Raw genomic sequence first — 23,499 nt, 5'->3', positions numbered from 1 at the left:
TCCTGGCGTCTTCAGATAGCGCCGGAAAAGCCCCTATGCCCCTGTCGCCGCCCGTCGCGCGCGAGCCGATGCACACCCGCCGCTACAGCTTCGAGGCGTTCCGCCGGGCCGATGGCCTGTGGGACATCGACGCCCAGCTGACCGATACCAAGACCTACGGCTTCGACAACGACTACCGCGGCCGGATCGAGGCCGGCGAGCCGCTGCACGGCATGTGGCTGCGCCTGACCCTCGACGAGGACTTCCTGGTCCACGCCATCGAGGCGGTCTCGGACCACACGCCCTATGCGGTCTGCCCCGCGGTCACGCCGAACTTCCAGAGGATCGTCGGCCTGCGCATCGGCCCGGGCTGGCGCAACAAGGTGCGCCAGCAGGTCGGCGGCGTCGAGGGCTGCACCCATCTGGTCGAGATGCTCGGTGCGCTCGGCACCGTCGCCTACCAGGCGCTCTATCCGGTGCGCGTGCGGCGCGAGAGCGAGGCACCCCAGCCCGGCCGCCGGCCGCCGCTGCTCGGCAGCTGCCACGCCTTCGCCCCGGACAGCCCGGTCGTCAGGAAGCAGTGGCCCGAGTTCTATACCGGGCCCGGGGCCGCGACCGACGACGCCGCCGAGTAGGCTCAGGCAGGCCCGGCCTCGGCCGGCGTCCTGGTCGAGAGCTGCAGGGCGTGCAGGCCGCTCTCGAACTCGGCGCTCAGCAGGCCGTTGACCAGGCGCTGCCGCTCGACCCGCGACAGGCCCTCGAAGCGCTCGGCAACGATCGTCACGCGGAAGTGCGTCTCGCCTTCGGGCCGGGCCCCGGCGTGGCCGGCGTGGCGGTGCGAGTCGTCAGCGATCTCCAGCCGCTGCGGCGCCAGCGCCTCGCGCAGGGTCCGCTCGATGCGGCCGGCACGGCCGGCAGGCTGGCCGGGGGCGCGGGGGGCGGTCTCGGGCATGGCGGGCTCTCCCATTCGGCAGGTCGGGGCAGGAGCCGCCGGTGTTAGGGTGCCGCTCCCCTGGACGCAAGTCCCGAGCGAGGCCATGACCGACCCTTCCGAGCCGGCGCCGCGCCGCCGGGCGATTCTGCTGCTGCTCGGCATCGTCCTGATCTGGGGCGCCAACTGGCCGATCATGAAGGTCGGGCTGGGCTACATCCCGCCCTTCTGGTTCGCCACGGCGCGCCTCGCGCTCGGCGCGCTGACCCTCTTCGCCCTGCTCGCCGCCCTCGGCCGCCTGCGCCTGCCGCCGCGCGCCGACCTGCCGGTGCTGCTCAGCGTCGGGCTGCTGCAGATGACCGGCTTCCTGGCGATGGCCAACCTGGCGCTGCTGACCGTCGCCGCCGGCCGCTCGGCGGTGCTCGGCTACACCACGCCGCTCTGGGTGACGCCGGCCGCCGTGCTGCTGTTCGGCGAGCGGCTGACGCCGCTCAAGGCCCTGGGGCTGCTGCTCGGCCTGACCGGCCTCGCCGTGCTGTTCAACCCGCTGCACTTCGCCTGGGACGACCGCCGGCAGCTGCTCGGCAACGGTGCGCTGCTGCTCGGCGCGCTGCTCTGGTCGGGGGCGATCCTGCACATCCGCCGGCACCGCTGGGCGGCCAGCCCGCTCGACCTGGCCCCCTGGCAGATGCTGCTGGCGACCGTCATCCTCGCCGCCGTCGCGGTGCCGCTGGAGGGCTTCGGCTGGGCGCGCTGGTCGTGGCAGCTCGGCGCCGTGCTGGCCTACAACGGCCCGCTCGCCACGGCCTTCTGCTTCTGGGCCTCGACCATGGTCAGCCGGGACCTGCCCTCGATCACCACCTCGCTCGGCTTCCTCGGCGTGCCGCTGTGCGGCGTGCTGATCTCGGCGCTCTGGCTCGGCGAGCCGCTGACCGCCAGCCTGACGGCCGGGCTGGCCGCGATCCTGGCCGGGCTCGCCCTGGTCAACCTGGCCGACCAGCGTGCCGGCTGAGCAGGTCAGACCGGCTGCCGCACGATGGCTGGCATGCCTTGCCGCGCTGCAGCAGGCTGGCCATAATTCCTCCATGGCCAGCTCCTGCCAAGAGGCGCTCAACTCCCCGTTCGACCGCGCGGCGCCCCAGGCCTGCGCGCATCCGGGCTGCGCCGAGCCGGGCGACTATCGGGCGCCGGTGGCACGCGACCGCCTGAATGACTACATGTGGTTCTGCCTGGAGCACGTCCGCGCCTACAACAGCGGCTGGGACTATTTCGCCGGGCTGTCGGCCGACCAGATCGAGCAGATCCGACGCCAGGACTGCACCTGGGGCCGGCCGACCTGGAAGCTGGGCGGCGGCCCCTATGCCGAGGCCTGGAAGCAAGGCGGCCCGTTCCACGAGGATCCGGGCCGCGGCGAGCGGCGCCAGCGCGCCCGGCGCAGCGGCGGCGAGGAGGCCAAGGCGCTCGAGGTCCTGGGCCTCGAGCCCGGCGCCGACTGGGCCGAGGTGCGCAGCCGCTACAAGGAGCTCGCCAAGCGGCTGCATCCGGACCGAACCGGCGGCGACCGCGCCAGCGAGGAGCGCCTGAAACGGGTCAATCGGGCCTACGCCACCCTCAAGGCCCTTCACGCGGCCAGCCGCGCAAGCTAGGTAAGAGAAACGGCCGGCTTCACCACCGGCGACCGCACTACGAGGACCATCCGACTTCATGTCCCTGCACAGCGAAGACCAGATCCGCGAGATGCCGACCGGCCTGCCCGACATCAAGGTGTCGGTGCGCCAGACCTTCAATCTGGACAGCGACATGGAGGTCCCGGCCTTCTCGCAGGGCAGCGACTACGTCCCCGACGTCGACTCGTCGTACCGCTTCGACCACGACACGACCCTGGCGATCCTCGCGGGCTTCGCCCGGAACCGCCGGGTCATGATCCAGGGCTACCACGGCACCGGCAAGTCGACCCACATCGAGCAGGTCGCGGCCCGCCTGAACTGGCCCTGCATCCGCATCAACCTGGACAGCCACGTCAGCCGCATCGACCTGATCGGCAAGGACGCGATCGTGCTGCGCGACGGCAAGCAGGTCACCGAGTTCCGCGAGGGGCTGCTGCCCTGGGCCCTGCAGCGCCCGACCGCGCTGGTCTTCGACGAGTACGACGCCGGCCGCGCCGACGTGATGTTCGTGATCCAGCGGGTGCTCGAGGTCGAGGGCCGCCTGACCCTGCTCGACCAGAACAAGGTGATCCGGCCGCACCCGGCCTTCCGCCTGTTCTCGACGACCAACACGGTCGGCCTCGGCGACACCACCGGCCTCTATCACGGCACCCAGCAGATCAACCAGGGCCAGATGGACCGCTGGAACATCGTCGCGACGCTGAACTACCTGCCGCACGAGGAGGAGGAGGCGATCGTCCTGTCCAAGCTGCCGGGCTACGACAGCAAGGAGGGCCGCGAGAAGCTGAAGGCCATGGTCGCGGTCGCCGACCTGACCCGCTCGGGCTTCATCAACGGCGACATCTCGACGGTGATGAGCCCGCGCACGGTGATCACCTGGGCCGAGAACGCCGACATCTTCGGCGACATCGGCTTCGCCTTCCGCCTGACCTTCCTCAACAAGTGCGACGAGGTCGAGCGGCCGATCGTCGCCGAGTACTACCAGCGCAGCTTCGGCACCGAGCTGCCGGAGAGCGGCGTCCGCGCCCACTTGGTCTGAACCGGCGCCGAGGCGGAGCAGCAGGCTTGTCCCAGGCCGAGACCCCGATCGAGCGTTTCAAGCGTGCCACCGGAGCGGCGATCCGCGCGCTCGCCGAGCAGGCGGAGCTGACGGCCAACTTCGCGCCCTCGGGCCAGGGCCTGGTCGGCAAGGAGGTGCGCCTGCCGATGCCGGCGCGCGACCTGCCGGCCGACGAGGTCGCCCAGGTCCGCGGCGAGGCCGACGCCGTGGCCCTGCGCCTGCGCTTCCACAATGAGAAGCTCCACGCCAGCCAGCGGCCGCAGAACCAGGCGGCACGCGAGATCTTCGACGCCGTCGAGCAGGCGCGCTGCGAGTCGCTCGGCGCCCGGCGCATGGCCGGCTGCAGCCTCAACCTCGACGCCGCCCTGGAGGAGCGCTACCGGGCGCGTGGCTACGCCCGTGCCCAGAACCGCGACGAGGTGCCGATGGCCGAGGCGCTGCGGCTGCTGGCCCGCGAGGCCATGACCGGCCACGCGGCGCCGCCGTCGGGCCAGCGCATCGTCGACCTCTGGCGCCCGCACTTCGACGCCGAGGTGCTGAAGGACATCCACGCGCTCGATGCCATGGCCGGCGACCAGAAGGCCTACGGCCGAACGGTGCGCCGCCTGCTGCAGCACCTCGACATCGAGGCCATGGCCGACCAGGAGCCGATGGACGAGGACGAGTCCGAGGAAGGCGGCGACGAGGCCCAGCAGGAACCCTCGCAGATGCGCGGCGAGGGCGGCGAGCAGGACAGCAGCGAATCGGCCTCCTCCGAGGCCGGCGAGCAGGCCGAGCTGGGCGAGGCCGAGGGCGACGACGACGAGGCCGCCGAGGCCGACGGCGAGATGATGGCCGGCATGGCCGACGAGCAGCCGGGCCGCCCCGGCCGCCGGCCGAACTGGGACCCCAGCGAGACCATCGACGAGGCCTACAAGCCCTTCACCACCGAGTTCGACGAGATCGTCGAGGCGGCCGAGCTCTGCGACCCCGACGAGCTGACGCGGCTGCGCCAGATGCTCGACCAGCAGCTCGCCCACCTGCAGGGCGTGATCGCGCGCCTGGCCAACCGCATGCAGCGCAAGCTGCTGGCCAAGCAGCAGCGTGCCTGGGAGTTCAACCTCGAGGAAGGGCTGCTGGACACCTCGCGGCTGTCGCGCGTGGTCACCAACCCGGGCCACTCGCTGTCCTTCAAGGTCGAGCGCCAGACCGACTTCCGCGACACCGTCGTGACCCTGCTGATCGACAACTCCGGCTCGATGCGCGGCCGGCCGATCTCGGTCGCGGCGATGAGCGCCGACATCCTGGCGCGCACCCTGGAGCGCTGCGGCGTCAAGGTCGAGGTGCTCGGCTTCACGACCCGCATGTGGAAGGGCGGCCAGGCGCGCGAGCGCTGGATCTCCGCCGGCAAGCCGCAGCTGCCGGGCCGGCTAAACGACCTCAGGCACATCATCTACAAGTCGGCCGACGAGCCCTGGCGGCGCGGCCGCAAGAACCTCGGCCTGATGCTGCGCGAGGGCATCCTCAAGGAGAACATCGACGGCGAGGCGCTGATCTGGGCGCACAACCGCCTGATCGCGCGCCCCGAGCAGCGCCGCATCCTGATGGTCATCTCCGACGGCGCGCCGGTCGACGACTCGACCCTCTCGGTCAACCCGGGCAACTACCTGGAGCGGCACCTGCGCGAGGTGATCGCCTACATCGAGACCCGCTCGCCGGTCGAGCTGGTCGCCATCGGCATCGGCCACGACGTGACCCGCTACTACCGCCGGGCCGTCACCATCGTCGACGCCGAGCAGCTCGGCGGCACGATGATGGAGAAGCTGGCCGAGCTGTTCGACGAGGATCCCGGCCTCGCCACCGGCGGCCGCCGCCGCGGCCGCCGCGCCGCCTGATCTCATGGCACCCCAGGACGCGCCTTCCCGCGACGCATTGCCGGAGGGCGTCGGCGTCGTCGATCCCGACACGCTGAAGCGCCTGTCCGGCCTGGAGCTGCTGCGCGGCTGGTCCGACGGCAGCCTGCCGATGGCGCCGATCGCCCACACCCTGGGCTTCCGGCTCGCCGAGGTCGAGGCGGGCCGCGCCCTGTTCGTCGGCACGCCGCACTGGGGCCTCTACAACCCGATCGGCAGCGTCCACGGCGGCTACGCCGCGACGCTGCTCGATTCCTGCATGAGCTGCGCGGTCCATTCGCTGCTGCCCGCCGGCAGCGGCTACACGACCGCCGAGATCAAGGTCAACTTCGTGCGCGCGATCTCGGCGGACAGCGGCGAGCTCCGGGCCGAGGGCAGGATCATCCATCCGGGCCGGCGTCTCGCGACCTCCGAGGGCCGCATCACCGACGCCAAGGGCCGCCTGCTCGCCCACGGCACGGCAACCTGCTTCGTCTTCGAGCTCTGACGCCGGTCGCCGCGCCGCGGCGAGCGGCTACTCCGCGGGATGGACGCCGCGCCGGCGCCCGGGCAGCATCCGGACCAGCACGTCGTCGCGCCGCACCCAGTGGTGCCAGAACGCGGCCAGGGCGTGCAGTCCCGCCACGATCAGGATGCCGTTGGCCGCCAGCTCGTGGAGCCCCTTGATCGAGCGCGCCGTCTCGCGGTCGGCGACGACCGGGGAGGGAATGGTGAACAGCCCGAAGAAGCTGAGGGCGTCGCCGCGGTACCAGGTCAGCAGGATGCCGAGCACCGGCAGCGCGATCAGCAGGGCGTAGAGCCCCAGATGCCCGGCGTGCGCCAGCAGGCGCTCGGGACCGCTCATCGCGGCAGGCAGGGAGGGCGCGCCGCGCGACAGCCGTACGGCCAGGCGCCAGGCGACGAAGGCCGCGAGCAGCAGCCCGAAGGAGATGTGCAGCCACCACACGAGGTCGCGCCCCGGATCGCCGCGCGGGAAGAGGTCCTCGGCGAGGCTCAGGCCATAGAGCAGGGCGACGAGGCCGAAGATCGACCAGTGCAGGAGCTTCTGGGTCGGGCTGTAGGACATCGAGGACATGGAGGGCTCCGGTAGTGGCTGGCGTGTGGGGGCCGGGCAGGCCTCCGGGTCGGCGTCTCGGGCAAGATCGGTCCGAAACGTGAATCTTCATCTAATCCGGGCGCGCCGGAGACCGGGCCCCGGACGGCTCGGGCCGGTGCGGCTTGCCCGGACTCTAGACTGAAACGGGCGATCCGCCGCGCTCCGTCGCTGCAGCGCAGCAATGCGAGCAAGGATCGATTGCAGTTGCGTCTTATTCTCCTTTTTGCGCTTAATTGCGGCACCAAGAGGCCCGCGAAAGGCGGAACTCGAGGTTGCCCGGCGGCAACCGGCGGCAGCGCCTCGGGCGGCCGCACCCAGGGAGGAAACGACCTTGCCGAAGCCCCTGTTCCTGCTGCTGGCCTTCGCCCTGCTCGCCCTGCCGCAGCAGGCCGCCGCCCAGGCCGGCCTGTTGACCGGCGTCACCGAGCTCGCGCCGATCAAGCTCTCGGTCATGGCGCCCATGGCCGAGGCGCCCTACGAGCTCGAGGCCGGCAAGTACTATCGCCTGAAGATCGTCTGCGACGGCTCCGGCGAGCTGGGCCTGTCCGGCGCCGAGTTCTTCCGCAACCTCTGGATCAACGAGGTGGTGATCGACAAGGTCGAGGTGCGCCCGCTCGGGCTCGATTCGATCGAGTTCGACGACGCGGGCACGGCGACGATCACCTTCGTGCCGATCCGCCCCGGCCGCTTCGTGCTGCGCCAGCCCGGCACCACCGCCGAGTCCCAGCAGGCGGTGTTCCTGGTGAAGTAACCCTCCCCTGCTTCACCTCTCCCCGCCGGGGGAGAGGTCGAAACTGCGAGAGCGGTTTCGGGTGAGGGCCTGCCGGCCAATCAGCCCGCACGGTCCGAGACTGTCTCAAGGAATGGAGCCGGCCCTCACCCGGATCGGCCATGCCGATCCGACCTCTCCCCCGAGGGGAGAGGTAAGGTCGGCGCTCGCTTCACGCCGCCGCGCGCTGGCTCGCCTCGACGACGGTCAGGATCTCGGCCAGGATCGCGGTCAGGTCGTAGTCCTTGGGCGTGAAGACCGCGGCGACGCCTGCCGCCTTCAGGGCCGCGGCGTCCTCGGCGGGGACGATGCCGCCGACGACCAGCGGCACGTCGGTCAGGCCGAGCGCGGCGAGCTTCGACGCCGTCTCCTTGACCAGCTCCAGGTGGCTGCCCGAGAGGATCGACAGGCCGACGACGTGCACGCCCTCCTCCAGGGCGGCGCCGGCGATCTGGCCGGGAGTCAGGCGGATGCCCTCGTAGACCACCTCGAAGCCGGCGTCGCGGGCGCGCACGGCGATCTGCTCGGCGCCGTTCGAATGGCCGTCCAGGCCCGGCTTGCCGACCAGCATCTTGACCCGCCGGCCGAGCCGCGCCGAGACCGCGGCGACGCGCCGGCGCAGCTCCTCCAGCTCGGCCTTGCCGCCGCGCACCGCGACGGCGCGCGCGACGCCGGTCGGCGCCCGGTACTCGCCCCAGATCTCGCGCAGGGCGCCGGCCCATTCGCCGGTCGTGACGCCGGCATGGGCGCAGGCGATCGAGGGCTCCATGACGTTGCCGCCCTCGGCCGCGGCGCGCTTGAGCCCGGCCAGCGCCGCCTCGACCGCCGCGTCGTCGCGCGCCGCGCGCCAGGCCGCCAGGCCTTCGAGCTGCAGCCGCTCGGCCTCGGGGTCGGGCGCCAGGAAGCCGCCGTCGGCCGAGGCGGTCAGCGGCGAGGGCTCGGTCGCGGTGAAGCAGTTGACGCCGACGACCTGCAGCCGGCCGCTCTCGATCTCCTGGAAGCGCCGGGTCGCGCTGTCGACCAGCCGCTCCTTCATGTAGCCGCTCTCGACCGCGGCGGTAGCACCGCCCAGGGCCTCGATCCTCGCCAGCTCGGCGCGCGCCGCCGCGCAGAGCGCCTCGACCTTGGCCTCGACCACGGGATTGCCCTCGAAGAGGTCGCCGTACTCCAGCAGGTCGGTCTCGTAGGCGACGATCTGCTGCAGGCGCAGGCTCCACTGCTGGTCCCAGGGCCGCGGCAGGCCCATCGCCTCGTTCCAGGCCGGCAGCTGCACGGCCCGGGCGCGGGCGTCCTTGGACAGCACGACGGCCAGCATCTCCAGCAGGATGCGGTAGACGTTGTTCTCCGGCTGCTGCTCGGTCAGCCCCAGGGAGTTGACCTGCACGCCGTAGCGGAAGCGCCGGTACTTCTCCTCCTCGACGCCGTAGCGCGTGCGGCAGAGCTCGTCCCAGAGCCGCACGAAGGCGCGCATCTTGCACATCTCGGTGACGAAGCGGACGCCGGCGTTGACGAAGAAGGAGATGCGCCCGACGACCTTCGGCAGGTCCTCCGGCGGCACCTGGCCGGCATCCCGCACCGCGTCGAGCACGGCCACGGCGTTGGCCAGGGCGAAGGCCAGCTCCTGCTCCGGCGTCGCCCCGGCCTCCTGCAGGTGGTAGCTGCAGACGTTGGTCGGGTTCCACTTCGGCACCTCGCGGTAGGCGAAGGCGACGACGTCGGTGGTCAGCCTGAGGGAGGGCTTGGGCGGGAAGATGTAGGTGCCGCGGCTGAGGTATTCCTTGAAGAGGTCGTTCTGCACCGTGCCCGAGAGCGCGCTGCGCGCCACGCCCTGGCGCTCGGCGCAGGCGATGTAGAGCGCCAGCAGCCAGGGCGCCGTGGCGTTGATCGTCATCGAGGTGTTCATGCGGCCGAGCGGGATGCCGTCGAACAGCGTCGCCATGTCGCCGAGGTGGCCGACCGGCACGCCGACCTTGCCGACCTCGCCCTTGGCCAGCGGATGGTCGGCGTCGTAGCCGGTCTGGGTCGGCAGGTCGAAGGCGACCGACAGGCCGGTCTGGCCCTTCGCCAGGTTGGCCCGGTAGAGCGCGTTCGAGGCCCTGGCCGAGGAATGGCCGGCGTAGGTGCGGATCAGCCAGGGCTCGTCGCGCTGCGCCGCAGCGGCGGTCTGCTGCGCTGCTTCCTGTAACCCTTTGTCCTCTGTGTGCTTTTCCGCCATCCCGCCGCTTCCGTTTCGTTTATAACCTTGGTTTGGAACGAAAATTAGTAACCCAGGCGCCGCATTGAAACAAAATTGAATTGTGCATTGCAATAGAAAGATCGCTGCGCTATGCAGCTTGCAAGGACGCCACGAAGCGACCGCGAAAAACAAGCCTGCCGAAGGACGGAGCCGGCAGCTGGACCGAGGAGCCGACTATCCATGAGCGAACCCGCCGAAGTGATCGAGTTGCGACCGGGGCAGACGCAGAAGGACCTCTACGAGGTCGGCGAGATCCCGCCGCTCGGCCACGTGCCGAAGCGCATGTACGCCTGGGCGATCCGCCGCGAGCGGCACGGCGAGCCGGAGACCGCCATGCAGCAGGAGGTCGTGCCGGTTCCCGAGCTCGACAGCCACGACGTGCTGGTCATGGTGATGGCCGCCGGCGTCAACTACAACGGCGTCTGGGCCGCGCTCGGCACGCCGATCTCGCCCTTCGACGTGCACAAGGCCGAGTATCACATCGCCGGCTCCGACGCGACCGGCGTGGTCTGGGCGGTCGGCAGCAAGGTCAAGCGCTGGAAGGTCGGCGACGAGGTCGTGGTCCACTGCAACCAGGACGACGGCGACGACGAGGAGTGCAACGGCGGCGACCCGATGTTCTCGCCCTCGCAGCGGATCTGGGGCTACGAGACGCCCGACGGCTCCTTCGCCCAGTTCGCCCGCGTCCAGGATCGCCAGCTGATGCCGCGCCCCCGGCACCTGACCTGGGAGGAGTCGGGCTGCTACACCCTGACGCTCGCGACCGCCTACCGCATGCTGTTCGGCCACCGCCCGCACATCCTGCGGCCGGGCCACAACGTTCTGGTCTGGGGCGCCTCGGGCGGCCTCGGCTCGATGGCGATCCAGCTGATCTCGACCGCCGGCGCCAACGCCATCGGCATCATCTCCGACGAATCGAAGCGCGACTTCGTCATGGGTCTCGGCGCCAAGGGCGTCATCAACCGCAACGAGTTCAAGTGCTGGGGCCAGCTGCCGACGGTCAACTCCGACGAGTACAAGGCCTGGTTCGGCGAGGTCCGCAAGTTCGGCAAGGCGATCTGGGACATCACCGGCAAGGGCAACAACGTCGACTTCGTCTTCGAGCACCCCGGCGAGGCGACCTTCCCGGTCTCGACCTTCGTCGTGAAGCGCGGCGGCATGGTCGTCTTCTGCGCCGGCACCACCGGCTACAACATCACCTTCGACGCCCGCTACGTCTGGATGCACCAGAAGCGCATCCAGGGCAGCCACTTCGCCAACCTGCTGCAGGCCAGCCAGGCCAACACCCTGGTCGTCGAGCGCCGCGTCGATCCCTCGATGAGCGAGGTCTTCAGCTGGGCCGACATTCCGCGCGCCCACACCAAGATGCGCAAGAACCAGCACAAGCCCGGCAACATGGCCGTGCTGGTCCAGGCCAGGACCCCGGGCCTGCGCACCCTGGAAGACGCGATCGAGGCCTGACCCCTGCCAGCCTCGCCGCGGCCGGCGCCCCCCGATCCCCCCGGGGCGCCGGCCGCGGCTTCTTCTTTCCCGCCGCTTCGGGTAGAGCTGCCTCATGACCGATGCCCTCATTGCCCCCGAGGACGCCGGCGACGGCGAGTCGCCGGCCCTGCCGCTTTCCGACCTGCTGCCGCTGTGCCGCGACGCCCTGGGCGCTGCCGAGGGCCTGGAGCTGGCGGCGCGCCGCGCCGTCGCCCGTCTGGTCGCACCGGACGGCAAGGTCGATCCGGCCCTGCTGGAGCGCGAGCAGTTCGCCGCCCACGGCTTGGCGTGGCTCGCGACCTACGTCGCGGCGCTGCGCGAGACGCTGCACTGGGTCGAGCGGCTGGAGCGCGAGAGCCGCTGCGGCGAGCTCGAGACGCTGATGCTGCAGGCCGCCTTCGGCGAGTACCTGGGGCAGCTGGCCGGCGGCCTGCCGCTCAGCCAGGTCGAGGTGCTGCGCCCGGCCGACCTCGGCCTCGACCGCGCGGCGGTCCAGGACTTCCTGACGCCGGCGGTGACCGGGCTGATCGGCCGCGGCGACGGCGCGGCGGTGCGGGCGCGCATCGCCCTGCTGATCACCGAGGACCGCTTCGGCACCGTCGGCCTGGACGAGACCGACGCGCTGATCGCCGAGCAGTTCCGCAAGCTGGCCGACGCCCATGCCGAGGCGGCCCACGGCTGGCACCTCAGGGACGAGCTGATCCCGATCGAGGTCGTCGAGCAGCTCGCCGAGCTCGGCGTCTTCGGCCTGACGGTGCCGGAGGAGTACGGCGGCCTCGGCCTCGGCAAGACCGCGATGTGCGTGGTCACCGAGGAGCTGAGCCGCGGCTACATCGGCCTGGGCTCGCTCGGCACCCGCACCGAGATCGCCGCCGAGCTGATCCGCCTGGGCGGCACCGAGGAGCAGAAGGCGGCCTGGCTGCCGAGGCTGGCGAGCGGCGAGATCCTGCCGACCGCGGTCTTCACCGAGCCGGGGGTCGGCTCGGACCTGGGCAGCCTCAGGACCCGGGCGGTGCGCGACGGCGAGGTCTACCGGATCCACGGCAACAAGACCTGGATCACCCACGCGGCGCGCACCGACCTGATGACCCTGCTGGCGCGCAGCGATCCGGCGAGCCGAGACTGGCGCGGCCTGTCGATGTTCCTGGCCGAGAAGCCGCGCGGCACGGAGTCCGACCCCTTCCCGGCCGACGGCATGACCGGCGGCGAGATCCCGGTGCTCGGCTACCGCGGCATGAAGGAGTACGAGCTCGCCTTCGACGGCTTCGAGGTCAAGGCCGAGAACCTGCTCGGCGGCGTCGAGGGCGAGGGCTTCAAGCAGCTGATGGCGACCTTCGAATCGGCGCGCGTGCAGACCGCCGCGCGCGCCGTCGGCGTCGCCCAGAACGCCCTGGAGCTCGGCCTCGGCTACGCCCGCGAGCGCATCCAGTTCGGCAAGCCGATCCTGGCCTTCCCGCGGGTCGCCGGGAAGCTGGCCTGGATGGCGGTCGAGACCATGGTGGCGCGCCAGCTGACCCTCTTCGCAGCCCGCGAGAAGGACAGCGGCCGGCGCTGCGACATCGAGGCCGGCATGGCCAAGCTGCTCGGCGCCCGCGTCGCCTGGTCGAACGCCGACGCCGCGCTGCAGATCCACGGCGGCAACGGCTACGCCCAGGAGTACCGGATCAGCCGGGTGCTGTGCGACGCCCGCATCCTCAACGTCTTCGAGGGCGCCGCCGAGATCCAGGCCCAGGTCATCGCCCGCGGCCTGCTGGCACGCGGGCGCAACTGACCGCCGGGAGGCGGCCCCGGCTTCGTTCCCTTGACATGGCGCGCAAAAACACGCGCTTTCGTAGGGGAATGAAACGGAAGGTCGGGCGATGCGCCTCAGGCCCCTTCTGCAGGGCCTCTTGCTCCTGTTGCCGATGGCCTGCGCTCCGGCAGCCAGCGTACCCTGGTGGCCCTACGATACGCCGGCGCCGATCCTGCAGGATCCGCCGTCCTTCGGCGAGGTCCAGTTCCGTCGCTCCTGCGTCGACTCCCGCGGCTACGCTCACAGCCAGTGCGACTGCGCCCTGCGTTCGATCCGGCAGCGCTTCGACGGCAAGGACCGCAAGATCGCTCTGCTCTACCTGCAGCTCACCATGGTGGCGGAGCACGACGTCCAGGCGATCATGGCCTGGCTCGACCCCGAGGACACCGGGACCTGCCCGCCCCAGCCGGTCGGCTCGGTGGCCGGCCAGATCGGCCGCCTGCACCGGGCACCGGCCTATCTCTACGGCGTGCTGAAACTGATCGAGGTGTCGCCGGACCAGTTCGAGGACTGGGCGCACCGCGACGAGATCCAGGAAGTGCGCAATCACTGCCTGCCGCCGCCGCCCTCGATCACACATCAGGCCCAGCGGATCGAGAGCTGCATCGCCGACGCCCTGAAGATCAGGCACTGCTCGCGCTGCCACGACTACCGCGGCGTCGACCTCACACAGTGAGCCTTTGACAACTGCGATGATGCGCGACCGGGTGGGCGATCCTGTTTACAAAAAACTCGCACGCATGGCCGGACCAATTCTGTCCGTACACGCACGCAGGAATTGCCACAATTGTCAATAACTTGCCAAAAATTTTACGATTGTGCCAATGGTTGGAAATCGCGTTTGACCGGCTCGGGATACAGGTGATAGGGGGTTGTGGGCATTTTCGCCCTAGATCTGCCTCTTGACTGGACTCGGCCGCATTCATTTATTGGCCGTAATGCGCGAAGGGCGGGGTCCCTTCACAGACCCCGCCCTTGGTCCATGCAATGGACAGTCATAGCGGCCGACGTCCAGTGTATGGATCACGTCCGTAGACGTGGCAACGCACGAATCTTAGCGGTCGGTGCGCAGCCTTTCAACCTGCCGCTTTTGGAGGGAAGCCTGATGGCTCCCATTGGAACGACCGCACGTACGGGCGAACGTTGCCCTGAGTCCGGGGTCTGGAAGGTCGTTGGCACGCCGACGACGACTGCCCCGATCGCAAAGGGCAACGTGATGCCTCCCTACAACAACCGCGCGGTCACTTGGTCTCTGACCCAGTACGCGTGACGAGACGGAGAGGGCTGCTTCTGTCCGGAGCAGCCCTCTTTGCATCGGGAATTCCTTCATAAACTCAGCGGCCCATCGTCGGGATGCTCCGGCAGATCGTCGGCGGTGCGGAACCACGAGAGGCGGCTGGTCACCCAGGTATGGCGGCGCGGCGCCAGCCGCTCCGGCACGTCGAGGGTCGGCAGGTTGATGTCGAGGGTCGCTGACGGCCCGGCCGTGCGAAAGGCCAGCTGGCTGCCGCAGTCGCCGCAGAACTCGCGCCGGCCCCAGTCGGAGGAGCGGTAGATCCGCGGCCGGCCCTTGGTATAGCGGAAGGCGCCGAGCCGCACGCTGGCCCAGACCATGGCCGGCGCGCCGGACAGCCGCTGGCAGATCCGGCAGTGGCAGTAGCCGCTGTCGAGCGGCGCGGCGGTCACCTCGTAGCGCAGTGCGCCGCAGTGGCAGCCGCCGGCCAGGGGCAAGTCGACGGACGGCAGGGCACCCGACGGCGGGTCGCTGGTCATGGGCAGCCTCCGATGCGGAGCCGCCATCATGGCACAGCAAAAGCCGCGCGGCCCAGAGGCGGCGCGGCTGCCGAAGAACGCTACAGGAGGGATCCGCCAGGAAGACCGGAGGCGCGCCCGCGAGCGCGCCCGGCGGACTCAGCCCTGGCGGGCCTTGTAGCGCGGGTTCTTCTTGTTGATCACGTAGACGCGGCCCTTGCGGCGCACGAGGCGGCAATTCTTGTCGCGCATCTTCGCGGTCTTGAGCGAGTTGATGACCTTCATCGTCGTAACCCTTGCCGGCCCTGGGCCGGATCTGTCGGCTTGTCGGAAGGCGCGGTTTATATCGGCCGCCTGACGGGCTGTCAACGCGGACTGTGGCCGCTCGGCTACCAGTCGGACAGCAGCTTGTTGGCCCGCGTCGACAGCGCGTGGAAGCGGTAGATCCTGAGCTCGCCGGAATCCAGGGCCGCCTTGCGCAGGCTCCAGAACTCGGCCTCCTCCTTGACGGTCTGGGCCTGATCGGCATCGAACTTCTGCTTGCCGACGTCGGCCATGAAGCCGCTCCAGCCCTCGACCAGGGCGGCCCGGTAGTCGGCCGTCACGTCAGCGGCGACGCGCAGGTCGAGGCCGAGCTCTTTGATCGTGTCGGCATAGTCTTCCGGACTCCAGGGCTCGCCCTTGCTGGCCTCCGCGTTGCGCCACTGCTGGAAGGCGCGGCCGGCGGTCTCGCCCTTGACGAAGTCGGTGATGATCAGCTGGCCCTTGGCCTTGAGGCCGTTGGCCATGGCGGCGAGAGCGCCGAGCTTGTTGTCGACCGCGAACAGCGCCTGGCGGGCCAGGATGCAGTCGTAGCCCGCGCGCTTGATCTCAAGATTCTCCATGTCGCAGCCCGTCACCGAGGCCTTGCGCGACAGGCCGGACATCTCGGACAGCGCCGCCCCGGCCTGGGCCAGGCCGGCGTTCGGCTCGAGCGCGGTGACCCAGCTGCCGAACTCCTGGGCGATCAGGCGGGCCGAGCCGCCGAGGCCGGCGCCGATCTCGAGCACGCTCATCGATTCGTCCAGGCCGACCGGCTTGACCAGGTCGCGGGTCTGCTCGGCCTCGCCCGGGCTGTTGAAGCCCTGGCCCCAGAGCTGCTGCGCCAGCTCGATGCGCGGAGTCTCCCAGGCCAGGCGCTCGCGCTCATAGCGCACCTCGTGGCCGCTCCCGCTGTCGTCGGCGACCAGGCGGCGGTGGACCTCCAGCTCGTAGCCGTCCCACCACGCCTTGAGTCTCATGCCGAGCGGCACCTTGCCGGCGAGCTTCAATTTCCGTTGACTGTTGTCGGCAATTGCCATGCCGTTTCGCCCGCCTCACAAGGTCCTGACCCTGGCATACACTGTAAGGCGGTTATCGTGAAGCGACCGTTAACATACCTACGAAGCGACCCGGGCGCGGGGCCGCTTCACGGCGGCGATCGCAGCGCCCTGCGGAGCCTTGCCCGGCTTCCGGAATCGGCCTGGCTAGACCTCTCCACCGGCATCAACCCCTGGTCCTATCCGCTGCCGGAGATCCCGGCCGAGCGCTGGCAGCGCCTGCCGGAGGCCTCGGCCGAGACGGCCTTCGCCGAGGCGGCGCGGCACTACTACGGGCTGGCCGGCGCCGTCGGCCTGGCCGCCGCGCCGGGCTCCCAGGCGCTGATCCAGTGGCTGCCGCGCCTGCTGCCGCGCGCCGCCGTGGCGGTCGGCGGCTTCACCTATAAGGAGCACGCCCGCGCCTGGGCGGCCGCCGGCCACGACCTGCTCGCCGCCGAGGACGGCCGGATTCCGGCGGAGGCGGCGATCGTGGTGCTGGTCAACCCGAACAACCCCGACGGCACGCGGCACGCGCCGCGGCAGCTCGCGGAGCTGGCGCGCCGGCTGCACGACCGGGGCGGGCTGCTGGTCGTCGACGAAGCCTTCGCCGACCTGGCGCCGGAGCTGTCGCTGGCCGGGCAGCTGGAGACCGCGGCCGATGCCGCGGGCCTCGTCGTGCTGCGCTCCTTCGGCAAGTTCTTCGGGCTCGGCGGCCTGCGACTCGGCTGCGCCTTCGGCGACCCCACGGTGACCGCTCGCCTCGCCGAAGCGCTCGGGCCCTGGGCGCTGTCCGGCCCGGCCCTCGAGATCGCGACCCGTGCCTTCGCCGACACCGCCTGGATCGCCGCGACCCGGCAGCGGCTCCGGGAGGCCGCCCGGCGGCTCGAGGCGCTGCTGGCGGCGGCCGGGCTGGAGCCGCTCGGCGGCACCGACCTCTACCGCCTGGCCGCCCATCCCGAGGCGCCGGCGCTGTTCGAGCGGCTGTGCCGGGCCGGCATCCTGGTCCGCCGCTTTCCCGAGCGGCCGGCCTGGCTGCGCTTCGGCCTGCCGCCCGACGGCGAGGCCGAGCGGCGCCTGGCCGACACGCTCGGCGTGCCGGCCGCCGCGCCGGAGCGGCGCTGAGCCGTGGACGGGACGCGCGGCCTGCTGCTGCTCGCGGCCCTGCTGCTCGACGCCCTGGTCGGCGACCCCGACTGGCTGTGGCGCCGGCTGCCGCACCCGGTGGTGCTGCTCGGCCGGGCGGTCGCGCGGCTCGAGCGGGACCTGAACCGGCCCGGCGCCGCACCGGCCTCGGCACGGCTCGCCGGCGTCGCCGCGCTGGCGCTGCTGCTGGCCGGCGCGATCGCGGTCGGCCTTGCCGTCGAGGCCCTGGGCTGGTGGCCCCTCGAACTCGCCCTGGCCGCGGCCCTGCTCGCCCAGCGCAGCCTCTACGAGCACGTCGCCGCGGTCGCCGAGGCGCTGGGCCGCGACGGGCTCGCCGGCGGCCGTCGCGCGGTCGCGCGGATCGTCGGCCGCGATCCCGAGCGGCTCGACACGGCCGGGGTCTGCCGCGCCGCGATCGAGTCCCTGGCCGAGAACTTCTCCGACGGCATCGTCGCTCCGGCCTTCTGGTACGCCGTCGGCGGCCTGCCGGGCCTGATCGCCTACAAGGCGCTCAACACCGCCGACTCGATGATCGGCCATCGCAGCGAGCGCCATCGCCACTTCGGCTGGGCGGCGGCGCGGCTCGACGACCTCGCCAACCTGCCGGCCTCGCGGCTCTCCGCCCTGCTGGTGGCGCTCGCCCGGCCGCGCCGCCTGGCCGCCGCCCTGGCCGCGGTCGCGCGCGACGCCGGGCGCCACCGCTCGCCGAACGCCGGCTGGCCCGAGGCGGCGCTGGCCGGGGCCCTGGGCCTCGCCCTCGCCGGGCCGCGGCACTACGCGGCAGGCGCGGTCGAGGACGCCTGGATGAACGCCGGCGGCCGCCGGGAGGCCGGCCCCGGCGACATCGAGCGGGCGCTGGCGCTCTACCGGGATGCCTGCCGGCTCGGCTGGCTGCTCGCGGCCCTACTCGCAACGGCTGCCGTCCTTGTGTGAGAAGAACATCCAAAAGTCGTTGCGTTCGGGAACAATTCCGATTTTAATGATTTATTGACTGTTCTGGTTGTAAAGCATCACAGGGTGAGCCCGCGACACGTCCTCCGACGAACGGGCTCATCGTTCGGACCTTCGAGTCCGTTCCTTGTGACGCCTCCCTGTTCAACTTGCCGCCGGACCCTGTCCGGCGGCGTTTTTATCTGCTCCGTGACGGTTCAAGGGGCGGAGCTATGCGCCTCGCGCAAGAGTCCCTTGACCGCGGGGGCGCACCCTCATAGGCTTCGTCCCGGCAAGTTGACAGGGTAAGGCTTCGAATAACGAGAGGGCCGCGGGCGGCACGCCAAGCGGCCCTCCGCTTTTCCGGGCCATCGCCCTCCCCGTCCCCCGCCTTTCCCGAGCATCCCCCTGTCCCTCGGCCGATTTCCGGCTAAGGTGGCGCCGCCCCGTTCCGAGGGCTCGGACGACACCAGGCGGGATCCGCGACCGATGGCCGAAGCCAAGTTCCTGAAGCTCGACACGCTGGCGCTGCATGCCGGCCAGCGCCCCGATCCGGTGACCGGCGCCCGCGCCGTGCCGATCTACCAGACGACCTCCTACGTGTTCCAGGATGCCGACCACGCCGCCGCGCTCTTCAACCTCGAGCAGCCGGGCTACATCTACAGCCGGATCGGCAACCCCACGGTCGCCGTGCTGGAGGAGCGCATAGCGGCGCTCGACAAGGGGGTCGCCGGCATCGGCACCGCCTCCGGCCACGCCGCCCTGTTCCTGCTGGTCACCACGCTGATGGGCCAGGGCGGTCATATCGTCGCATCGGGCCGGCTCTACGGCGGCTCGGTCAACCTCTTCGTCCACACCCTGCCGCGCTTCGGCATCGAGACGACGCTGGTCGATCCGCGCGATCCCGGGGCCTTCGAGGCGGCGATCCGGCCCGAGACGCGCCTGGTCTTCGGCGAGCTGGTCGGCAATCCGGGCCTCGAGGTCATGGACCTGCCGGCGATCGCCGAGGTCGCCCACCGCCACGGCCTGCCGCTGGCCATCGACAACACCTTCCTGACGCCCTGGCTGGCGCGGCCGCTGGAGCTGGGCGCCGACCTGGTGCTGCACTCGGCGACCAAGTGGCTGGGCGGCCACGGCCTGGCGATCGGCGGCCTGCTGGTCGACGGCGGGCGTTTCGACTGGGAGGCCTCGGGGCGCTTCCCGACCCTGACCGAGCCCTACGCCGGCTACCACGGCATCGACTACGCCGAGGAGTTCGGCCCCGCCGCCTTCGCCATGCGGGCGCGCACCGAGGGCCTGCGCGACTTCGGCGCGGTGATGGCGCCGCAGACCGCCTTCTACCTGCTGCAGGGCGTCGAGACGCTGCCGCTGCGCATGGAGCGGCACATGGCCAACACCCTCAAGGTGATCGACTTCCTGCTCGCCAGCGACGCCGTCTCCTGGGTCCTGCACCCCTCGATCGCCGAGCACCCGGACCACGCCCTGGCCGAGCGCCTGCTGCCCAAGGGGGCCGGCTCGATCGTCTCCTTCGGCGTCAAGGGCGGCCGCGAGGCCGGGCGCAAGTTCATCGAGGCCTGCCGCCTGGCCTCGCATCTCGCCAACGTCGGCGACGCCAAGACCCTGGTGATCCATCCGGCCAGCACGACCCATTCGCAGATGACCGCCGAGGAGCTGACTTCGGCCGGCGTCGGCGAGGACATGATCCGCCTGTCGGTCGGCCTCGAGGATCCCGACGACATCGTCGCCGACCTCAAGCAGGCGCTGCGCGCCTCGCAGCGCTAGGAGATCCGGATCATGGAGCTGACGGTCGACGGCCGGCGGGCCTTCGCAGCCACCGGCGGACAGGCGTTCGACGCGGCCAGGGTGCAGGAGGGCCGCCCGGTCTTCCTGCTGGTGCACGGCGCCGGCATGGACCGCACGGTCTGGGCCGCCCAGAGCCGCTACCTCGCGCACCACGGCCGCGCCGTGCTGGCGGTCGACCTGCCCGGCCACGGCCGCAGCGAAGGACCGCCGCTCGCCTCGATCGGGGCGATCGCCGACTGGCTGGTCCGGCTGCTCGATGCCGCCGGCGTCCGGCAGGCCGCTCTGGTCGGCCACTCGATGGGGGCGATCGCCTGTCTGGCCGCCGCCGCGCGCCATCCGGAACGGGTCCGCGCCCTGGGCCTCTGCGGCTGCGCCGCCGCCATGCCGGTGCATCCCGACCTGCTGGCCGCCGCCGCGGCCGACGACCATGCCGCGATCGACATGATCAACGCCTGGGCGCACGGCGAGGCGAGCCACCGCGGCGGCCATCCGCAGCCCGGGACCTGGCTGATCGGCGGCGGCAACCGCCTGCTGGAGCGCGCCGCCTCCGGCGTGCTGTCCGCCGACCTGCAGGCCTGCGCCGGCTTCGCCGAGGGCGAGGCGCTGGCCGCCCGGGTCGGCTGCCCGACGGTCGTCGTGGTCGGCGAGGACGACCGCATGACCCCGGCGAAGGCCGGCCGCAGGCTGGCCGCCGCGATTCCGGGCGCCAGCGTCGCGGCGATCCCGGACTGCGGCCACATGATGATGACGGAGAAGCCGCGCGAGACGCTGGCGGCCCTGCTGACGCTCGCTTGACCGGCTGCCGCCCGGCCTCAGCGCTCGTCGCGGCTCGGCCGCGACGGCACCCGCTCCGCGACCTCCCGCGGATCGACGTCGAGGTAGTGCTCGACGGCGATCGCCTTGTCGATGGTCCGGCCGTCTCCGGCCAGCGGAAAGATCGCCGACTCGTAGGTCAGCGTCATGTCCGCGCGGGCGAGCCAGAGGATCCGTCCGAAGACCGGCGCGCGCGTCGCGAGCAGCAGCCGGTAGCCCGCCTCGAAGATCGACCGCTCCCGCGGCTCGTCGAAGCGGATCTCGTCGAGGTAGAGGCCGGTGATGTCGCGCCGCGACAGCTCGGCGATCGCCGTGCCGACCAGACGGTAGCGGACCCTCAGCGGGTCTTGCTCGATGTCCATGAGCAGGATGTTCGGCAACAGCGCCTTGATGTCGGTCGGCTCGACGTCCCGCCGGGCCGGCAGCAGGCCGTCCCGGCAGAGCGAGCGCCAGTAGGCGTGAAGCTCGCCGACGCGCTGCGAGCAGCAGACCGAGGGGTCGCTGACATAGGGCTGGAAGCCTCCGCTGGCACGGGTCATCGGCACGACGTCCCGGCCAGGACCGGCGCACGCTCTGGGCGTGGCGCCCCGGCCTTGCTATAGGCTGCCGCCACGACGCGCCCGAACGCACCGGAGGTCCAGAGCCTTGTCCCAGAAGCCGGCCGCACCCCTGTCACGCAGCGCCTATCCCCATTTCCTGCGCATCCCGACCCGCTGGAAGGACAACGATATATACGGCCACGTGAACAACGTCGTCTACTACAGCTATTTCGATACGGCGATCAACGAATGGTTGATTCGCGAGGGCGGACTCGACATCCATGGCGGGGAGACGATCGGCATCACGCCGGAAAGCTTCTGCCAGTTCCGCGCCTCCTTCAGCTTTCCGGAAGTCGTCGAGGCCGGCGTGGCGGTCGGCCGGCTGGGCCGCAGCTCGGTGACCTACCTGATCGGGCTGTTCAAGGAAGGGCTCGACGAGGCGGCGGCGACCGGCCACTTCGTCCACGTCTTCGTCGACCGCCGGACCATGCGCCCGGCCGAGGCCATGCCGGCCGGCATCCGGGCCTGCCTGGAGCGCCTGGTCATCGACTGGCCGACGGCCGAATGAAAGGAAAGCGGCCGGGCGTCGCCGCCCGGCCGCTCGATCGGCTCAGCTCGAGACCGGCGTGACTCAGGCGGCGGCCTGGTTCTCGATGGTCTTCGGCTGCTGGCGCTGGATCCGCTCGATCTCGACCGACCGCGGCTTCATCGCCTCCGGGATCTCGCGATAGAGCTCGACGTGCAGCAGGCCGTTCTCCAGCTTGGCGCCCTTGACCTGGATGTGGTCGGCCAGCTGGAAGGTCCGCTGGAAGGCGCGGGTCGCGATACCGCGATGCAGGAAGGCGGTGGGCACCTCCTCCTCGCTGGTCGCCTTGCGGCCCTCGATCAGCAGCTGGTTCTCGCGAACCGTCACCGAGAGATCCTCGTCGGCGAAGCCGGCCACCGCCATGGAGATGCGGTAGGCGTTCTCGCCGGTCTTCTCGATGTTGTAGGGCGGGTAGCTCGGCGCCTCGTCGACCCGGCCGACCGTGTCCAGGACGTTCATGAGGCGATCGAAACCGACGGTCGCGCGCAGGAGCGGCGACAGATCGTAGCTGCGCATGGCTCAATCCTCCTTAGAGAGCGATTTCACAACGGCCGCCCACCCTTCGGGTCGAGCAGCCTCGTCTGCGTGTCGTCGGCACTGGACAGCCGCTTGCGGCCTGTCCTGCCGACGCTAGATAGGTGGGGAGGCCCGCGGCCCGGTCAAGAGGTGGGAGCCGAGGCTTGAGCCCACGATGATGCTGGCGGAAAGTGCTGTTCCAACAGGATTTTAACTTTTGGCACCTATGACCGACGATCGAGATCCGCAGAACGGACCTGCCGTGCCCGCCGCCGAACCCGCCATCTCCTTCCTGGACGGCACCTACCGAGAGGCGCTCGCGCTGACCCGCGAGGCCCGGGACTACGTGCTGCACCAGGAGCGCCGCGACAAGGCCGGGCTGCCCCCGGATCAGCAGCTGGTCGCCAGCTGCGAGAGCCTGCGCCTGACCGCACGGCTGACCCAGGTCGTCTCCTGGCTGCTGGTCCAGAAGGCGGTGCAGGCCGGCGAGCTGAACCGCGAGGAGGCGGCGGCGCCGGAGCTGCGCCTCTCCGGCCGCGAGGTCTGCGCGGTCACCGAGCCCGCCGGGGCGATCGAGATGCCGAACCGCCTGGCCGAGCTGCTGGAGCGCAGCCACGCGCTCTACAGCCGCGTCGAGCGGCTCGACGCCCTGCTCGACCAGCGGGCCTGAGCAGGCCTCCGCCCCCTGCGCAAACCATGCATCGGGCGCATGGCTTGTCGCCCACCCATTCCGAAAACACGCTGCTGGCCGGGCCGCCCGCGTGCCACCTGAAGCGCTGACGACGCCGTCCCGGCGCCGACGCAGGGGGGAGTCCGCCGTGCCCGCCATCGTTGCCTTGGTCCGTCGTCGCCGCGCCGGGCGAAGCGGCCGCCTCGGGCTCGGCCCGCTGATCGCCGTCCTGGCGACCTTCCTGCTGGTCGCGCTGGTCGTCGGCAGCCTGGCGGCGGGCGTGGTCTGGGGCATCGCCGGCCTGCTGCACCTGCCCCGCGCGGCGATCTATGCGGCCTTGGGCGCCAGCGGCACGATCGCGGTCCACCTCGCCGCCAGGACCGCGCAACGCTCCCGGCCGACCGGAGGGCCGCTGGACGGAGCACCGGCCGATCCGGAGCCGGAGCGGCCGCGGCTCGTCGCCTGACCGGCACGACGCGGACACGACAAAAGGCGCCGCCGTGGTC

At 71.2% G+C, this 23,499-nt stretch carries 25 protein-coding genes; 17 read left to right on the top strand and 8 right to left on the bottom strand.

Features of this window, described 5'->3' with window-relative positions:
- The first annotated feature begins 35 nt into the window (after positions 1–35).
- Positions 36–614 (top strand): DUF2889 domain-containing protein, encoded by a 579-nt coding sequence (locus tag B9O00_RS14945; protein ID WP_085123493.1) that lies wholly within the window; start codon positions 36–38, stop codon positions 612–614.
- Between the two features lie 2 nt (positions 615–616).
- Here the strand turns inward: B9O00_RS14945 and B9O00_RS14940 are convergent, their stop codons facing one another.
- Entirely contained in the window at positions 617–931 is a 315-nt protein-coding gene (locus tag B9O00_RS14940; RefSeq protein WP_200808519.1) for a BolA family protein, read from the bottom strand.
- Positions 932–1,016: 85 nt separating this feature from the next.
- Between B9O00_RS14940 and B9O00_RS14935 the strand changes: the two genes are divergently transcribed.
- The 5 genes from B9O00_RS14935 to B9O00_RS14915 all read left to right on the top strand — a co-directional run bounded on the left by B9O00_RS14935 (position 1,017) and on the right by B9O00_RS14915 (position 6,016).
- Complete coding sequence (locus B9O00_RS14935; protein ID WP_085123491.1) at positions 1,017–1,922, top strand: DMT family transporter; 906 nt, start codon at positions 1,017–1,019, stop codon at positions 1,920–1,922.
- Positions 1,923–1,995: 73 nt separating this feature from the next.
- Complete coding sequence (locus B9O00_RS14930) at positions 1,996–2,556, top strand: J domain-containing protein (RefSeq protein WP_085123490.1); 561 nt, start codon at positions 1,996–1,998, stop codon at positions 2,554–2,556.
- 58 nt (positions 2,557–2,614) lie between these two features.
- On the top strand, positions 2,615–3,616 hold the full coding sequence (gene cobS, locus B9O00_RS14925; protein WP_085123489.1) for a cobaltochelatase subunit CobS: 1,002 nt from the start codon (positions 2,615–2,617) through the stop codon (positions 3,614–3,616).
- Between the two features lie 26 nt (positions 3,617–3,642).
- Entirely contained in the window at positions 3,643–5,511 is a 1,869-nt protein-coding gene (gene cobT / locus B9O00_RS14920; protein WP_085123488.1) for a cobaltochelatase subunit CobT, read from the top strand.
- 4 nt (positions 5,512–5,515) lie between these two features.
- Entirely contained in the window at positions 5,516–6,016 is a 501-nt protein-coding gene (locus tag B9O00_RS14915; RefSeq protein WP_085123487.1) for a PaaI family thioesterase, read from the top strand.
- Positions 6,017–6,043: 27 nt separating this feature from the next.
- Here B9O00_RS14915 and B9O00_RS14910 read toward each other — a convergent pair whose 3' ends face one another.
- The gene (locus B9O00_RS14910) at positions 6,044–6,604 is read right to left on the bottom strand and encodes a cytochrome b (RefSeq protein WP_085123486.1); all 561 of its coding nucleotides are present in this window, start codon (positions 6,602–6,604) and stop codon (positions 6,044–6,046) included.
- A gap of 352 nt (positions 6,605–6,956) precedes the next feature.
- On the opposite strand from B9O00_RS14910, the gene B9O00_RS14905 reads away from it, so the two are divergent.
- Positions 6,957–7,376 (top strand): cupredoxin domain-containing protein, encoded by a 420-nt coding sequence (locus B9O00_RS14905; RefSeq protein ID WP_085123485.1) that lies wholly within the window; start codon positions 6,957–6,959, stop codon positions 7,374–7,376.
- A gap of 190 nt (positions 7,377–7,566) precedes the next feature.
- Here the strand turns inward: B9O00_RS14905 and B9O00_RS14900 are convergent, their stop codons facing one another.
- Positions 7,567–9,609 (bottom strand): methylmalonyl-CoA mutase family protein, encoded by a 2,043-nt coding sequence (locus B9O00_RS14900; RefSeq protein WP_085123484.1) that lies wholly within the window; start codon positions 9,607–9,609, stop codon positions 7,567–7,569.
- A gap of 201 nt (positions 9,610–9,810) precedes the next feature.
- Between B9O00_RS14900 and ccrA the strand changes: the two genes are divergently transcribed.
- The 3 genes from ccrA (at position 9,811) to B9O00_RS14885 (ending at position 13,580) form a co-directional block, all read left to right on the top strand.
- Positions 9,811–11,091, top strand: coding sequence for a crotonyl-CoA carboxylase/reductase (ccrA, locus tag B9O00_RS14895; protein ID WP_085123483.1), 1,281 nt, complete (start codon positions 9,811–9,813; stop codon positions 11,089–11,091).
- Between the two features lie 94 nt (positions 11,092–11,185).
- Positions 11,186–12,883, top strand: a complete 1,698-nt coding sequence (locus tag B9O00_RS14890; protein WP_085123482.1) for an acyl-CoA dehydrogenase family protein — start codon at positions 11,186–11,188, stop codon at positions 12,881–12,883.
- A gap of 88 nt (positions 12,884–12,971) precedes the next feature.
- Complete coding sequence (locus tag B9O00_RS14885) at positions 12,972–13,580, top strand: hypothetical protein (protein WP_085123481.1); 609 nt, start codon at positions 12,972–12,974, stop codon at positions 13,578–13,580.
- A gap of 650 nt (positions 13,581–14,230) precedes the next feature.
- Here the strand turns inward: B9O00_RS14885 and B9O00_RS14880 are convergent.
- From B9O00_RS14880 to B9O00_RS14870, 3 genes are all read right to left on the bottom strand, one after another.
- Positions 14,231–14,677 carry a GFA family protein gene (locus B9O00_RS14880; RefSeq protein WP_085123480.1) on the bottom strand — a complete coding sequence of 149 codons (447 nt, stop codon included), beginning with the start codon at positions 14,675–14,677 and terminating at the stop codon, positions 14,231–14,233.
- A gap of 138 nt (positions 14,678–14,815) precedes the next feature.
- The gene (gene ykgO, locus B9O00_RS14875) at positions 14,816–14,941 is read right to left on the bottom strand and encodes a type B 50S ribosomal protein L36 (RefSeq protein WP_085123479.1); all 126 of its coding nucleotides are present in this window, start codon (positions 14,939–14,941) and stop codon (positions 14,816–14,818) included.
- A 104-nt stretch (positions 14,942–15,045) separates the two neighbouring features.
- Positions 15,046–15,936, bottom strand: coding sequence for a class I SAM-dependent methyltransferase (locus tag B9O00_RS14870; protein WP_159460223.1), 891 nt, complete (start codon positions 15,934–15,936; stop codon positions 15,046–15,048).
- Between the two features lie 117 nt (positions 15,937–16,053).
- Between B9O00_RS14870 and cobD the strand changes: the two genes are divergently transcribed.
- From cobD to B9O00_RS14850, 4 genes are all read left to right on the top strand, one after another.
- On the top strand, positions 16,054–17,115 hold the full coding sequence (gene cobD / locus B9O00_RS14865; protein ID WP_085123477.1) for a threonine-phosphate decarboxylase CobD: 1,062 nt from the start codon (positions 16,054–16,056) through the stop codon (positions 17,113–17,115).
- Positions 17,116–17,118: 3 nt separating this feature from the next.
- The gene (cbiB, locus tag B9O00_RS14860) at positions 17,119–18,069 is read left to right on the top strand and encodes an adenosylcobinamide-phosphate synthase CbiB (RefSeq protein WP_200808518.1); all 951 of its coding nucleotides are present in this window, start codon (positions 17,119–17,121) and stop codon (positions 18,067–18,069) included.
- A gap of 486 nt (positions 18,070–18,555) precedes the next feature.
- Positions 18,556–19,848 (top strand): O-acetylhomoserine aminocarboxypropyltransferase, encoded by a 1,293-nt coding sequence (locus B9O00_RS14855; RefSeq protein ID WP_085123476.1) that lies wholly within the window; start codon positions 18,556–18,558, stop codon positions 19,846–19,848.
- A gap of 12 nt (positions 19,849–19,860) precedes the next feature.
- The gene (locus B9O00_RS14850) at positions 19,861–20,664 is read left to right on the top strand and encodes an alpha/beta fold hydrolase (protein ID WP_085123475.1); all 804 of its coding nucleotides are present in this window, start codon (positions 19,861–19,863) and stop codon (positions 20,662–20,664) included.
- Between the two features lie 17 nt (positions 20,665–20,681).
- On the opposite strand, the gene B9O00_RS14845 is transcribed toward B9O00_RS14850, so the two are convergent.
- Positions 20,682–21,221, bottom strand: coding sequence for a PAS domain-containing protein (locus tag B9O00_RS14845; RefSeq protein WP_085123474.1), 540 nt, complete (start codon positions 21,219–21,221; stop codon positions 20,682–20,684).
- A gap of 106 nt (positions 21,222–21,327) precedes the next feature.
- On the opposite strand from B9O00_RS14845, the gene B9O00_RS14840 reads away from it, so the two are divergent.
- Positions 21,328–21,789, top strand: a complete 462-nt coding sequence (locus B9O00_RS14840; protein ID WP_085123473.1) for an acyl-CoA thioesterase — start codon at positions 21,328–21,330, stop codon at positions 21,787–21,789.
- Between the two features lie 63 nt (positions 21,790–21,852).
- On the opposite strand, the gene B9O00_RS14835 is transcribed toward B9O00_RS14840, so the two are convergent.
- A complete protein-coding gene (locus B9O00_RS14835) occupies positions 21,853–22,323 on the bottom strand; it encodes an Hsp20 family protein (protein WP_085123472.1) in 471 nt (156 codons plus the stop codon).
- 262 nt (positions 22,324–22,585) lie between these two features.
- Here B9O00_RS14835 and B9O00_RS14830 point away from each other — a divergent pair, with 262 nt between their 5' ends.
- Positions 22,586–22,993 (top strand): DUF1465 family protein, encoded by a 408-nt coding sequence (locus B9O00_RS14830; RefSeq protein WP_218822870.1) that lies wholly within the window; start codon positions 22,586–22,588, stop codon positions 22,991–22,993.
- Between the two features lie 148 nt (positions 22,994–23,141).
- Positions 23,142–23,459: a hypothetical protein gene (locus B9O00_RS14825; protein ID WP_143596244.1), complete on the top strand. Its 318-nt coding sequence runs from the start codon at positions 23,142–23,144 to the stop codon at positions 23,457–23,459.
- The last annotated feature ends 40 nt before the right edge of the window (positions 23,460–23,499 follow it).

The sequence above is a fragment of the Tistlia consotensis USBA 355 genome (assembly GCF_900177295.1).
GTDB classification, from domain to species: domain Bacteria; phylum Pseudomonadota; class Alphaproteobacteria; order Kiloniellales; family DSM-21159; genus Tistlia; species Tistlia consotensis.
This window is presented reverse-complemented; position numbering and strand designations above follow the sequence as displayed.